This is a genomic window from Veillonella sp. AF13-2, from assembly GCF_003603295.1.
Classification (GTDB): Bacteria; Bacillota; Negativicutes; order Veillonellales; family Veillonellaceae; genus Veillonella; species Veillonella parvula_E.
Map to the genome: position 1 here is coordinate 414052 of NZ_QTMT01000002.1, position 14871 is coordinate 428922.

13 protein-coding genes are annotated in these 14871 nt (G+C 34.3%); 12 read left to right on the plus strand and 1 reads right to left on the minus strand.

Features of this window, described 5'->3' with window-relative positions; translation table 11 throughout:
* The first annotated feature begins 2 nt into the window (after positions 1 to 2).
* The 10 genes from DWV85_RS05755 (at position 3) to DWV85_RS05800 (ending at position 11367) form a co-directional block, all read left to right on the plus strand.
* Positions 3 to 1052 (plus strand): glycosyltransferase family 9 protein, encoded by a 1050-nt coding sequence (locus tag DWV85_RS05755; RefSeq protein ID WP_123138267.1) that lies wholly within the window; start codon positions 3 to 5, stop codon positions 1050 to 1052.
* A gap of 17 nt (positions 1053 to 1069) precedes the next feature.
* Positions 1070 to 2386 (plus strand): O-antigen polymerase, encoded by a 1317-nt coding sequence (locus DWV85_RS05760; protein ID WP_123138268.1) that lies wholly within the window; start codon positions 1070 to 1072, stop codon positions 2384 to 2386.
* Between the two features lie 15 nt (positions 2387 to 2401).
* Positions 2402 to 3802, plus strand: coding sequence for an O-unit flippase-like protein (wzx, locus tag DWV85_RS05765; protein ID WP_123138269.1), 1401 nt, complete (start codon positions 2402 to 2404; stop codon positions 3800 to 3802).
* Positions 3803 to 3859: 57 nt separating this feature from the next.
* Complete coding sequence (locus DWV85_RS05770; protein WP_123138270.1) at positions 3860 to 4984, plus strand: glycosyltransferase family 1 protein; 1125 nt, start codon at positions 3860 to 3862, stop codon at positions 4982 to 4984.
* A complete protein-coding gene (locus tag DWV85_RS05775) occupies positions 4965 to 6035 on the plus strand; it encodes a glycosyltransferase family 9 protein (RefSeq protein WP_123138271.1) in 1071 nt (356 codons plus the stop codon). The genes DWV85_RS05770 and DWV85_RS05775 overlap by 20 nt, the downstream gene beginning before the upstream one ends.
* 53 nt (positions 6036 to 6088) lie before the next feature.
* Positions 6089 to 6649: a D-sedoheptulose 7-phosphate isomerase gene (gene gmhA, locus DWV85_RS05780; protein WP_123138272.1), complete on the plus strand. Its 561-nt coding sequence runs from the start codon at positions 6089 to 6091 to the stop codon at positions 6647 to 6649.
* Positions 6642 to 8123 carry a D-glycero-beta-D-manno-heptose-7-phosphate kinase gene (gene rfaE1, locus DWV85_RS05785; protein WP_123138273.1) on the plus strand — a complete coding sequence of 494 codons (1482 nt, stop codon included), beginning with the start codon at positions 6642 to 6644 and terminating at the stop codon, positions 8121 to 8123. The genes gmhA and rfaE1 overlap by 8 nt, the downstream gene beginning before the upstream one ends.
* Positions 8124 to 8506: 383 nt before the next feature.
* Positions 8507 to 9718, plus strand: a complete 1212-nt coding sequence (locus tag DWV85_RS05790; RefSeq protein WP_123138274.1) for a Fic family protein — start codon at positions 8507 to 8509, stop codon at positions 9716 to 9718.
* A gap of 179 nt (positions 9719 to 9897) precedes the next feature.
* Positions 9898 to 10974, plus strand: a complete 1077-nt coding sequence (locus DWV85_RS05795) for an acyltransferase family protein (RefSeq protein ID WP_123138275.1) — start codon at positions 9898 to 9900, stop codon at positions 10972 to 10974.
* Between the two features lie 66 nt (positions 10975 to 11040).
* Positions 11041 to 11367, plus strand: coding sequence for a hypothetical protein (locus tag DWV85_RS05800; protein WP_021148824.1), 327 nt, complete (start codon positions 11041 to 11043; stop codon positions 11365 to 11367).
* Between the two features lie 720 nt (positions 11368 to 12087).
* Here the strand turns inward: DWV85_RS05800 and DWV85_RS05805 are convergent.
* The gene (locus DWV85_RS05805; RefSeq protein WP_060919556.1) at positions 12088 to 12345 is read right to left on the minus strand and encodes a hypothetical protein; all 258 of its coding nucleotides are present in this window, start codon (positions 12343 to 12345) and stop codon (positions 12088 to 12090) included.
* Positions 12346 to 13041: 696 nt separating this feature from the next.
* Here DWV85_RS05805 and DWV85_RS05810 point away from each other — a divergent pair.
* Both DWV85_RS05810 and DWV85_RS05815 read left to right on the plus strand, forming a co-directional pair.
* Positions 13042 to 13746: an inverse autotransporter beta domain-containing protein gene (locus DWV85_RS05810; RefSeq protein WP_230949613.1), complete on the plus strand. Its 705-nt coding sequence runs from the start codon at positions 13042 to 13044 to the stop codon at positions 13744 to 13746.
* A gap of 174 nt (positions 13747 to 13920) precedes the next feature.
* Complete coding sequence (locus DWV85_RS05815) at positions 13921 to 14784, plus strand: IS30 family transposase (protein ID WP_123138276.1); 864 nt, start codon at positions 13921 to 13923, stop codon at positions 14782 to 14784.
* Positions 14785 to 14871: the final 87 nt, after the last annotated feature.

A 14871-nucleotide genomic window follows, 5' to 3' on the forward strand; every position in this document is an offset into this window, starting at 1 on the left:
GTATGAATACATATCTTATTTACATTGCTCCAGGTATTGGTGATTTTATTATTGCCATGCCGCTCATTCAGAGTATTAAATCGCAAGATCCAACAGCAGTCATTGATATGTTTACATGTAGTGATAAAAGACGTATTGGTCTAAACAAAAAGATGGTGGAGTTACAAGGGGATATTCGTCATTGTTACTACTACACTAAGAATGAACCATTTCATTCCTTAATGTTTTTGTTGAAAGTTGGTTATCATAGTTACGATTATGGTATTGTACTTGAGCATTTTAGTTCTAAGTATATGTCATCATGGCCGAGTAAGATAATAAATTTTTGTTGTAAAACTACTATAGGTGCGCATAATCCATATAATGGTGCTACCTATGAGAAATCTATAAATCGTCCAGATAGTTATTATATATATGACTTAGAAAATGATATATTGAAACAGTTAGGTTTTGAGCCAACTGTTATGCAGCTTGAAGCATATTCTGTTGATAAGAACCCTGAATTAAAACCAATCATAATCAATCATCCATCTATCGTTTTTTGTATAGGCTCAGGTCATGTAGCGAATGAAAAATTACACGATCCTTATGCATTAAGTCTTAAGTCATGGCCGACTAAGAATTGGGTAGAACTTGGAAATAAACTAGTTCAACGGGGTTATGAGGTTATCTTTATTGGTGGCTCAATGGAACAAGGTATGATTGAACCTTATCATGATGAATTAGATTCACGTATTGTTAGTTTTATAGGAAAACACTCTATTAAAGAGAGTTTTCAAGTGGTACGAGAAGCAGATCTTGTTGTCGGTGTAGATACAGGGCTTATTCATGCAGCCGCTATACAAGGAACTGCTACATTAACACTTTTTGGGTGTACGGATCCAATTATTGTAAAGCCATTCGGCCCATATAGTAAGATTATTTATCATGCCATAGAATGTTCACCATGTTTGGGATATGATCAATCTTATACATGTACTAATAATAAATGTATGCAGGGAATCTCAGTAGCGGTTGTATTAGATTCTATATTACATATTTTTGAGAGATAGAGAGATAGGAAGAATAAATGGATTGTTATTTATTATTACTAGTATCGTATGTAATATTTGTAGTATTAGGCTATAAGAAGTTTAAATTGCCTATCATATCCCCTACAATGATTACATTGGTATCTTTAACGATTGTTATTGCTTTGGGATACTGGTATAGATATGAAATGGGAACAGACCTTTACTTTTATACCTTCATAGTAATCGCTCTTGGTGGAGGGGTTATTTTAGGTACTGGTTATGGTGTGCAGAAATGGGCTAAACTTAATTGGGGAGATCCAATATCTATTGAGTATAATTTTGATAGTAATCGTTACTCTTTAGTGGGAATAGTAAAACTTCCTGTACGATATAAATACATATCTATGTATATGATATTTTTTATTTTATTTTCTTTATTCTGTGTATTCATTAATACGACTGGTGATAGTGATGTTAGTCGTATGACTCAATATAGGGATATTATTATATATCCTCAATTACATCCTAATGATACACGATTTGTATTTATTAACTCTCAATTTTATAAGATTGCATGGGCCATAACATATGTGTCGGCTTATGTAGCTATATATAATGGTGTTATTTTAAATAAGCCTATTTTTAAAGGAACGGGTCTTCTTACAATAGTTATTTTTTTCTGTATTGGTAGTTCTATTGCTATGGGCGCACGCCAACCAGCTATCGAAATATTTATCTTCATGATTTTGACGTATTTATTTCTCCTAGTAAAAGAGCAATATTTTGATCAAGTTAAAAGATTTTTATTTAAACTCATTCCTATTACTATAATTAGCCCATTTTTATATATTCTTTATGGTATATTAGTAGGTCGCCATGATGGTAATAATGTAACATTGCAACGGGTTACTGAATTATTAGCTGGTGGTATTTATGCGTTGAATATTCATATATGGGAGCCAGCACGCACTACTTATTTTGGACAATCTAGTTTTGCAGATGTATATGATAAATTGATTAATTTTGGCCTGTTACCAGAATCAGCACGAATGGCTTATCATGAATTTGATAAATTTGGCAATACATTATCTTTATTTGGGCGTTGGTATGAAGATTTTGGTATTTTGGGTGTTATTATTATGAGTATTATAGTGACTGCATTATTTTCATTAGCCTATGAATACTTACAACGTCGCTCTAATGGCGATATTTGGACTCATGTTTGGACAGCTATTTTTCTTACTGAACTAGTATCACTTGTATGGGCGGGCTATGATGATCGTATCCGTGCATTATTAGCATTTTATCAATTTGTTATTGTTGGTTTAATAGGTCTATTTATTTACGTAGGTTATCGGGTAAAGATAAAGTAACCAAAGAGGTAGATTATGAATATTTCCATCAAAAAAAGAGATGTTTTATGGTCTTATGGAAGTATGGCTCTCACGATGGCAGTAAATCTCTTACTATTGCCACTTTATATCTATTTCTTTACACCTGATATGGTGGGACTATGGTATGTATTTATTAGTATAGGATCTATTGCCTTACTATTTGATTTTGGTTTTTCCATTACCTTTGCTCGTAATATAACGTATTGTTGGAGTGGTGCTCAAGAACTTAAAGCAAGGCATGTTGCTTTTTCTGAATCAAAAGAAGTTAACTTTTCCTTATTAAAAGCTGTCCTTAAGGCTTGTCAATCGATTTACGCTATCTTAGGTGGTAGTGCTTTAGTGTTAATGTACACTTTAGGAATGTATTATATAGGTAGCTTAGTTGGTCCGAGTTCTCGCTGGGAAGCCTATATCGCATGGGGAGCGTATGGGTTTGGAATTTTTTTAAATCTTTATTATAGCTACTATATCTCATTTCTTCGAGGTGTAGGTGCTATTACATTGGCTAATAAAAGTATTGTTTATGCTCGTTTATTGCAAATGGTATTTACGATTATTTTACTTTTAATGGGCTTTGGTATTATTGGTGCGAGTATAGGCTACCTTATATATGGTCTTGGATTTAAACTCTTTGGGCACAGATATTTTTATAAATATGAGCATATTGGCGAGAAATTGAGATCTGCTACAAATCTTGTTGCTACATCTACAGCAGATATATTCCGAACTATTTGGTATAATGCGTGGCGAGATGGGATTGTATCTATATCTAATTATATATCAACTCAAGCAACTATTATTATTTCATCATTCTATTTAAGTTTGGCACAAACTGGTATGTATTCCATTGCTATTCAACTGACTACTGCAGTAGCTGTTGTTGCTAGTACACTATATAATACATACCAACCGGTCTTTCAAAATGCATATATCACTAAGGATCAGCCTCGTTTAAGAGAATTATTTTCTTTTTCGGTGACATTATTTATTGTGATTTACTGGGTTGGTATATTTGGTTTATGGCTTGTTGGGCTGCCACTATTAAATATGATTAAGTCTAATTTTGTTATTTCTGATACAGTTCTTTGGGGTGCAAGTATTATGCAATTTGTTATTTACTATCGGAACTGTTATACATCTTATTTCTCTTGTACTAATCGTATTATCTATGTAAAAAGCTTCATTCTATCTTCTGTAATGGGTCTTGTGCTATCTCTTGTATTTATGGAACTTTTCGATCTTGGTATTTTGGGGTTACTTGGTGGGATAATTTTATCTCAATTGATGTATAACAGTTGGTACTGGCTCTACAAGACGCATAAGGAAATGGAGATGAGTTGGATAGAATCTATTGTGAAAGGTATTGACAGTGTTTTAGGTAGAATTAAGAAATAATTATATTGACTAATTATTTTGTATGATTATTTTTTCTATTTAGAAAGAGGAATTAATATGGAGAGTAAACCTATACGTATTTTACATATCATTGGAATTTTAGTTGGTGGTGGTGTAGAAACGGTTGTGATGAACTATTATAAGAATATAGATCATTCTAAGGTACAATTTGACTTTGTTGTTCACGACAATGATAAAGTAGATATTACAGATATTGTTGAAAAGATGGGTGGTAGGGTTTATAAGATTCCAGCCTATTATAAAAATATTTTTGGCTTTATGTATAGTATCTATAATATAGTAAGAGAGAATAAATATAATATCGTTCATTGCCATATGACAACCCTTGGTATATTTTCACTATTACCTTCATGGCTAGCAGGTGCTAAGGTTCGTATTTTACACGGGCATAGTACTACTGTTAAAAGTGAAATAAAGCGAAATCTTATGAAATTAGTATTACGTCCATTTTCGACATTTGTAGCTAATCGTCAATTTGCTTGTAGTAAAATTGCAGCTTGTTGGTTATTTGGAAGTGATAAAAATGTAGAAATTATTAAAAATGCAATTGAAGTCGAAAAATTTCAATTTAATGAGAATTATCGAAATAAGCTTCGTGAAGAATTAGGTCTAGAGAATAAGTTTATTATTGGACATATAGGTAGATTTATGTATCAAAAAAATCATGAATATTTGATACAAATATTTAATAATATAGTTCATAAAATTCCCTCAGCACATCTTGTTCTAGTTGGTGATGGGCCATTGAGAGAACATATCTTACAAAAAATTGAGAATTTAGGTTTATCCACAAGAGTGACTTATTTAGGTTTACGGAAGGATGTACATAAATTATATAGTTTATTTGATATATTTTATTTTCCTTCTTGGTATGAAGGTTTAGGATTAGTGGCAATTGAGGCTCAAGCTGCAAAGCTACCAATTTTGATGAGTAATTTTATACCAGATGAAGCTGTCGTAGATAATACATTAGCTAAAAAATTAAATATTACAGAAAATGATATAAATCTATGGATAAATGAAACAGAACAAATTTATCAAAAATCTAATAATTTTATTTCACGTATAGGTGTAAATGATATTATTAGTCGTAATGGTTATGATATACATAAAGAAGTAAAACGTTTAGAGGAGCTCTATTGTGAATACAGTAAAGGCTAATACTAAACAATTAAATATTTTAGTAGAAATTATGCATGGTTTAGGTGATACTGTATGTGCTTTAGCATTATTAAAAGGAGTGCGGTATTTATATCCTGATGCAAGGCTAACAGTACTTTGTAAGATGAACTCAGGCCGTGATATTGTTGAATCTTCATATATTCTCATAGATAAGATTATTGTTCTTGATGTATATAAGAATATATATACAACATTTAAAACAATAATGAATTTAAGAAAACAAAATTTTGATATAGGGATTAGTGCTGGCATTACACCAGTAAAAAAATCACAACTTTTTATGAAATTATGTGGGGTAAAACAACATATAGGTTTTCAAGCTTCAGGAACTAATAAATATGACTATGATATGCATTTTGTGGAAGCTAATGTGAAGACGTTAGGTTTAGAGTTTAATGATGAATTAAGACCACAGTTATATGTAGATACTGATAGTGATAAATCCATATGTCATTATTTTGATAGTTTAGACCAATCAAGACCTATTATTGGTTTATGTATTGGTAATGCAGATCCATCCCTTACCAATCGTTGGCTAAGGGTTGGTCGTGTTTTTCCAAAAGCGTGGGGCATTACAAAGATGCATAATCTTTTAGACTTATTGATAAAAGATGGAAATCAAATTGTACTAATTGGAGGACCTCAAGAGATACCCTTATTAGAAGAGCTAACCGAGTTTTTAAAGTTACCACATGTTATAAATTTAGTGGGTAAATGTAGTATTAAACAAAGTATGGCTGCTATAAAACGATGTACCTGTTCTATAGGTATTGATACTGGTATGCAACATATTGCAGGTGCTTTATCAGTACCTACAATATCTATATTTGGGCCTACAAATCCTAAATATATAGGAGCTTTTTCAGATTGTAGTTATTTTGTAGAATATGAGATCGATTGTAAATATTGCTTTGGAACAAATCAATACGTTCATTGTAATCATCGTCGTTGCTTAACAGAAATTACTCCACAACAAGTGATGGATACTGTGCATCAGGTATTAAAAAAGGGTAATTATGAGAATGTATAGTGCATATAATTGCTATAAATATTAGTTCATTTTATTAATAGGAGGCATTACTTATGGATATTATTACACAAAGATTTGATGATCATTTAGATACTCATACGAAGATGCGTAATTATATTGAAGAGATTCGAGTAGTTGCGGATATATGTAAGAATGCTCTTGATAAAGGACATAAAATTCTTTTCTGTGGTAATGGGGGTTCAGCTGCTGATGCTCAACATTTGGCAGCTGAATTGGTAGGACGTTTTGTAAAAGAACGAGAGTCTTTACCTGCTATTGCTCTTACAACAGATACGTCTATTTTGACAGCTGTAGCTAATGACTATTCTTATGATGATGTCTTTTCTCGTCAAGTAGCTGGTTTGGGACAGGCTGGAGATGTATTAATAGGCATTTCTACATCAGGAAATTCTAAGAACGTGGTTAAGGCTACAGAACTAGCAAGACAGAAAGGTCTAAAAACAGTTGCATTTACTGGTGAAGGTGGCGGTAAACTTGGTGCTCTTTGTGATGCCGTGATAGCTGTTCCGTCTAAGACTACGGCCCGAATTCAAGAAATGCATATAATGGTAGGGCATATTATCTGTGAAATTGTTGAGGAAGATTATGATTAAGAAAACTATTAATAAGTTCTTACATGATAGTCTGCCTAATCTTCGTATAGCTGTCATTGGCGATCTAATGGTAGATCGTTATGTTTTTGGTGACGTAAGTCGTATATCTCCAGAAGCTCCAGTCCCTGTGAATCGAGTAAAACAGATGAAAGAAGTCCTTGGTGGAGCGGCAAATGTTGCTGCGAATCTTGCCAATTTGGATGTTCATGTATATGTCGGTGGAGTAGCAGGACAAGATACCCATGGAAACCTTTTACAAGACTTATTAGATTCTAATGGTATTGATAAGAGCGGTGTAGTGATCTCTAGCGAAAGATCTACTATAACTAAAATGCGAATTTTAGGTGCTCGTCAACAAATGATGCGGCTAGACTTTGAGACAGTTCGAGATGTTGACCAACAGGAAGAGGAGGAACTCATTCGTTGGCTGACTATTCTCTGCCAAAAAGGATTAGATGGAATTGTTATCTCTGATTATGGAAAAGGGGTTTGTACAGAAACTCTTTTAAGACAAGTTTTCAACTTGGCTAATCAATATATGATACCGACTATTGTTGATCCTAAGGGAGCTCAGTGGAATAAGTATGATGGGGCTACCTTTATTACTCCTAATGTGAAGGAGTTATCTGAACGAGTTGGTTACTCTATTAGAAATGATGATGATAATATAGTGACTGCAGCCAAAGAGGCTCTAGATACTAATAATATTCAATATATTATTGCTACTAGATCTGAAAAAGGAATTTCTGTTATTGCTAGAGATGGCCGAATTTGGCATAATCCAGCTACTCAACAAGATGTTTTTGATGTATCTGGTGCTGGTGATACAGTTGTGGCTACAATGATTTGCTCTATCGCGGCTAATCTCTCTATGCGGACCGCTCTTCATGTAGCTAATGGAGCAGCTGGTATCGTAGTATCTAAAGTGGGTACTTATCCTATCCATCGACAAGAATTAATTGACTTGTGGATGTCTCTTCAAGAAGGAAAATCTATAGAAAAGTCACTCTATTCTTGGGAAGAAATGAAGACTTTAGTTCGACAATGGCAAGATCAAGGAGATACAGTTGTTTTTACTAATGGATGCTTTGATATTCTTCATAGAGGGCATATTACGTACTTGCAAGAAGCGGCTCAACTAGGTGATCGACTTATTATAGGCCTAAACTCTGATGCTTCCGTAAGGCGCCTTAAAGGGGAAACGCGTCCTTTAGTAGAGGAAGAAGATAGGGCTTATTTATTGAGTGCTTTGGGTTGTGTAGATGGTGTTGTACTTTTTGATGAAGATACTCCATCCCAATTATTAGAAACTATTCGACCTAATATACTTGTTAAAGGTGGAGACTATAAAGTAGATGAAGTAATTGGACGTGAATTTGTAGACTCAGTACAAATTCTACCTTTTAAAGACGGATACTCAACCACTAATGTGGTAAATAAAATTGCTAATTTAGTAAAAGACAATAAATTATGATGATAATAATAAGATAAGTATTGTTGTTACCTCACATGTATAGAATACAAGACGTTGGACATAATATAGATAAATCTTATATAAAATATACGGAGGAGCTTTAGATTTTCTTCTAACAGCTTTTTTAGTATTTAGGGGCTGTTTTGTTACAGCCCCATTTTATATAGGTGTCAATGGAATTAGTAATGTATTTGTCTTAAAGTATTGAACGATTTATGTTCAAAATTTGCTATTTTTACACATAAATACTATAATTTAGTTAATTGGTGTCTAAAAAATAGAGTTTTTGAACATTAATTTTGAAAGAATTAGATTAGAATATAAAATATTATCGTTTTGTACATCATATTTTATGATCCTGCAGGAAAGATTGGAGAGATAGTATGAAGTTTGAACCTATGTATAAAATATACTATAAACAACCTTCTGATTGGCAGCGCATATTAGATAATCGTCGTAATTCTGAAAGCTCTATCTCCTTGCCTATTCCTATTCATGAATATAATAGACGTAATACATATGATGCTTTTTTTATATATCATCCTGTATTAGTTCAGCTTTTATTATCATTAGAATCTAAAAAAAGTGCTTTTATCAATTTAGTTTCCAAGGTTCCTACAGTTATGATTTTGCATGTAATGAATACATTTTTATCTACTGAAATCAAAGCAAGTAATGATATTGAAGGTGTTTATAGTAGTCGTAAAGAGATTAGGGCGGCTATACAGAATAGTCAGAATGATAAATTAAGATTTTCAAATATTATTGCTAAGTATCAGTCTATTTTAGATAATCCTCATGGATTTAAGTTTGAAAGTAGTAAAGATATTAGAGGTTTATTTGATGATATTATCAGCAATGAAATAGAAAAGAAAAATCAGCCAGACGGCGAGTTGTTTAGACGTGATTCTGTAGATATAGTGAATCATCAAGATAAAATAATTCATAGAGGGACATGGCCAGAGTCAGATATTATTATAGAGTTGGATCGAGCACTGGGAATTCTTAATAATGAGGATTTAGTGTTACCGATTAGAGTATCTATATTCCATTACTATTTTGGATATATTCACCCTTTCTACGATGGAAATGGGCGTACTAATCGTTTTATTTCGACAGCCTATTTGGCAAAATATTATCATCCTCTTATTGCATTACGTTTATCGGCTATAATTAATAATAATAAAAAACAATACTATGATGTTTTTAAAATGACTACAGCCGAGATTAATGGGGGCGATTTAACAACATTTGTAATTGCCTTTATTTCACTTATTGAAAAAACGATAGATAGTGCGATTGAGCTATTAGATAAGCGCATAAATCGGTTAGTTGAAGAGAAATTTAAATTAGAAGCATTTTTTGAAGTTCAACATATCAAAGATTCACTGCTTCAAGAGATATATTTCTTATTATTACAAGCTCGATTATTTTCCTTAGGTGCTGGTATTAGTAAAGCTGAAATTATGAATGCTTGTGGTAAAAGTAGAGGTACTATTTTTAATAGATTTAAACAAATTCCAGAAGAACATCTCATAAGGGTAAAAAATAGTCGTACCGAATCGTATATGTTAAAAACAAGTATATTAGAGTAACTTGGTAATATATAATTTATAAGGACAGTTGATTATATCAGCTGTCTTTTTTATGTGTAAAATTTGTCACAACATTCTCATATATTTCATGTATTTTATGATGTATACAAGTCATCTAGGTAGTTACCAGTTGGCGTAGTATTCATATAGTTTAAGAGGAAGAATATGAGGTATAGAGAATGAGAGCGAGCAATATTGAATTGTTGCGTATCATTTCGATGATACTAATTATTATGCACCATTTCAGCGTGCACGGTTGTTTCCCCTTTACGCCAGATTTAACGTTTAATAAGGTGTTTCTCCAAGTATTTGGACTTGGAGGTAAGGCTGGTGTAGTCGCCTTTGTTATGATAACAGGCTATTTTATGATTTCTAGTAGCTTGAAGTTGCACAAGTTTGCCAAATTAGTTGGGCAAATATGGTTTTACAGCATTGCCATGCTCGGCATGGCTATGGGTTTAGGACTCGATACGGTGACGTCAAGGAATATGATGCTCGCTTTATTGCCCATTGGTGCCATGAGTTGGTTCGCCCAGAACTTTTTAGTACTCTATTTATTAACGCCTATTATTAATCGAGTACTTCATTGGCTACAGCATACATACTACGTTATACTCTTAGTGGCTTCTACGGTAATTTGGTTCTTAATACCGACGGTGCTGAATTTGTGGCCTAATGTACCGCATACTACCTTTGGATTTAAACATATCTTTTCCTTTATCGTATTCTATTCGCTAGGGGCGTACATCAAGCTGTACGGTTCACATATAACAAAGAAAATAGGTATTATATTTAGCACCATAGGCTTTGTAGGGGCTTTTCTAGGGGACATCCTTGTCGATGTACTAGCCATAACGAATCCAGCGTATATGAAACAGATTTTCTACTTTACGCAAAATGATTATGGCTTCTTTCAATTGCTATTAGGCATTGGCTTATTTATTATTTTTTTGAAAGCAAAGATCACTTATCGTCCTTGGATCAATGTGATAGCATCTACTACCTTTGGCATATACCTATTACATGATAATAAGCTATTCCTTCATAACATGTGGGACAATGTATTGGCAACGTATCAGTTCTATGATTCAATACTATTACCTCTGTATGCAATTCTTGTAGTGGCGCTTATTTTTGTCATCGGTATGATTGTAGACTATGTGCGGTTAGCTTTCATAGAAAAACCTGTGATGAAAGCAATCACGCCGAGCCTTGAACGGATTCAGTCAAAGGTTGAGAAAGTACTGCCATTATAATGCGATTATCGGTGTTTTTTGGTATAATATATAAGTATTCTTACCATAAAACGGGAGGTAATTATAATGCGTAAATTCTTATATATGATAGCGGCATTGCTTGTATTAATTGGCATTAGCACAAATGATGTAGAAGCTCGTCAAGATGTGTATGCTACGACATATCTCGGTAATAGCTGGTATGTAGATCAAGACTCTGTAAAGCGAGTGGGAGATATACTCAACTTTACGGTGTACACAACAGCAGGTCTTAGCTATAAAGTGACATCTAGTGATGACAACTATTACAATGCAGACGTGTTTTACGATAATAATAAACTCGTATCGGATAATGGCCAATCCGTCTGGAAGTCGCCAGGCATGATGGCAGCCATGCGCGTGGCTCGTAGATAAACAAAAAAGGCAGGAATTATTGATATATCCTCCATTACTGAACATCTAGTAATGAAGGACATGTTATATAATCTCTGCCTTTTCTTTTGCTTTTTATTATATATTTTTGTATATTTCTATTTATAGATTCTTATGGACTCGCTTATATGTTCGATATATAATTGGATTAGGATAGTCAGCGAGGTTGGGCCTCTCTTCGTTAATGAAGGGAGGGGTGTCTATGAGTGATTATGAGTTAATCATGCTAATTCTAGAGGTAATAACTGTAGTTATTGCCTTTGGAGCACTTGTGGCTCTTATTTGTCTTGGAAAAGACAAATAGCCCTTCGTTACCAGTAACTGGATAACTGAAAGGCCATTTCATCAATTATTTATAGTTCTGAGATGAGCCTAACGGAACCACTCGCTTGGCTATCTACCTATATTATAGGGATAAAAATATATATCGTCAAATTGAGATGAGATACATTATTATAATAACTACATATAAATAATCATAAAAGCTGTACATACATAGATTAGACTGAACGGCTTTGATGTCAAAACGAATGTAACATCAAAGGTGGTTCAAAAATCGATTATGTGTGTACAGCTTTTTGTGTTTTGGTTTTAGTGTGTTTGTGTGAAAGTAGTCATTGGAAGAATAGACAGAAAAGGCTGTAATTGAATGCGATATAACTGCATTTCAATTACAGCCCTTTTTAGGCTCTGTATGAGATTTTAGTTATCTTTCTTGATAAATTTCACGATAATACCGCCTACGGTCGATGCAATGCCGAGGCCGAGACAGAACATACCGATGGTGTGGATAAGAATGGATGTCTGGTTATTCTTGGAAATGGCTTGAGCCGCTTGTTGTGCACTGGTCGCATGTTTTGCGATTTCTACGTTGTTCGCTGATGGATCTGGAATGATCAGCAAGATGACTACGGCGATGATTAAGGCTATAATGCCCATTGGTAATAATTTGTTCTTCATCGTAATTCTCCTTTTAAGAATTCATTAAATGCTATTTATACATCTTAATTATACACTTGTTATAAATATTTAAGAAGAACTTATATATAAATAAAATGAAATTTATTTATGTATATAAAATAATATTATGGATTGTAATGATTATATTGTATGGATATTTTGTATGAATGTAGCATATTGTATTTGCATTGACAATCCTCTATATATTTATATAAAATAGAAATAATTTCATGTTTTGTTCATGATAAAATCATGAGTCATCGACGTGTGTAATCGTGTGTAATTAAGTATTATGTACATAAATAAGTACGTAATTAAGTGCATAATGAGAAGTGTGTTTGTATGTAAGAGTGTGTAATGAAATATATAATCGTGTTGATGAGTGCTCTTTGCATGTTCGTTATGCCCATATTGGGGGAGCAGGTAAATAAAGCAGAGCAGCCAATGCAGGGGACTACGGTAAAACAAGTTCATAGTGAAAGTAAGACCGTATTATCTGACGACTCAGATACATTCCATGTTAATTCGTCTCATACACCGAATCATGTCATCGGGCAGGGCGGATTAGAAATGCCAGAATCCACGGACAAAAAGACGACCCGTTATTCCGACACGGATGCGGTTAACTCTGCGTTACAGGCGGTGGTTATGGCTGGTGTTCATTCTGCGATGCATGGGTCGAAGGCGAAGCCGTGGATGCAGCGAACCGTTTTGTCATTGCGCTTTCAGAAAAATTGGAAGCCCTTGTACGGTGTAGAAACCTTGCAGCCACTAGGTCATTATGATGAGACATCTCGCCATGTTTGGTTTACTCAGGAGCGATTGGCGAATGCAGCGGATACAGGAACGATGGCGAATGTGGGCATCGGCTATCGCCGAGTTGCAGCGAACGATGAACACTATTACGGCGGCAATCTGTTTTATGATCATCGGTTTAGAGGTAATCACGGTCGTATGAGCGTCGGGTTGGAGTATGTATCGGGCATCGGTGCATTCCGTGTGAACTGGTATCGCGGTGTATCTGGCGAGCGTTCCTTTGATGGTGCGTCACGCTTGGAAAATGTGTCTAACGGATATACTGCGGAATATGGGACTAGCTTTAAGAATGCTCGTTGGGCGCGCGTGTACATGGAAGCCTATCGTTGGCAGTTGCGGCGTAGTGAGGATAAGCATGGCTTGCGCATCGGTACGGAGTTGCAGCTCACGCCGAGGATTTCCGTGGACATGGGCTATAACAAGCCGGAGCATAAGCACGGCAGTCCGTACGGAAAAATTATGTTCCGTCTAGCAGGCGTCGATACAGCGTGGTTCGGTGGTAACCATCGGTTGGATGCAAAAGCATCGGTTCGTGCGAATATGTTGGAAAATGTGCGCCGTCACCATACGGTGCACGTTGATTGATAGATTAGTATATATATATTTATTATTTTGATAAAAGCCGCATAAGAATCTATATTTATTTTTAGATAAAAGCAATAGCTTAATTGTAGAATGAAATTGAACACATAAAAAGTCCATAGTGAACCTTGTGTCATGATTTAAGTGACCAAACATAATCTAACCGAGGTAATCACTATGGGCTATACTAATCATAACACGACATTACGTACAAACAAACACTTAAACCTTGAAGAACGCTTTTATGTAGAAAAGAGAATCGCCGCAGGTGATTCTGTTACCGCTATTGCAACCGTATTAGGACGCTCTAGAACCACTATTTATACAGAACTAAAACGTGGTTCAGTTGTCCAAATTCGACAAGGTAAAGTCTGTATTGTATATGTAGCAGATTCAGGGCAATTAACATATGAACAACAACGTCTTGGCTCATTTAATACAATGAAGTTAGGTTCCATAGAGTCCTTCATACTTTGGGTTGAAGAAAAAGTATTTAAAGAACATTGGTCTTTTGATGCTGTTGTCGGATATGCTAATCGTCAGTGTATATTTGCACGTAATGAAATGGTTTGTACAAAAACTTTATATAACTATCTTCATCAAGGTTTACTTGGGGTAAAAGCCATTGATCTGCCTTTGGTAGTACGTCGTTCTATGAGAAAATCCATTGTCAGAAAACATAAGCGCGAACTGGGGCAATCCATAGAACTTCGTGATGCTACAATTGAAACTCGTAAAGAATTTGGTCATTGGGAATTAGATACTGTTCGTGGAACAAAGGATAAAACAGATAACGTATTAGTGACGTTATTAGAGCGTAAGACGACAAGGCCATTTTCTCCGTGGCAGAATGGAAAAGTAGAGCGCAGTCATCGAATTGATGGTGAAAGATTCTATTCTCGTAAGTTTAATAGTATGGAGAGTTTTCTAAAAGCACATAGTCGATATGCTAATAGATATAACAACATTGCACAGAAAGTCTTAAACTTTAAATCACCGAACCAAGTTGTAACAGAGTACTTTATGAATCAAAAGGCATAGGTATTTGTCACAAATGTTTGATTACTCTAAATTAATTGTGAAAACAAGATGAAAAAGGTATTGATTTCGATAAAAAATAATGGTAGT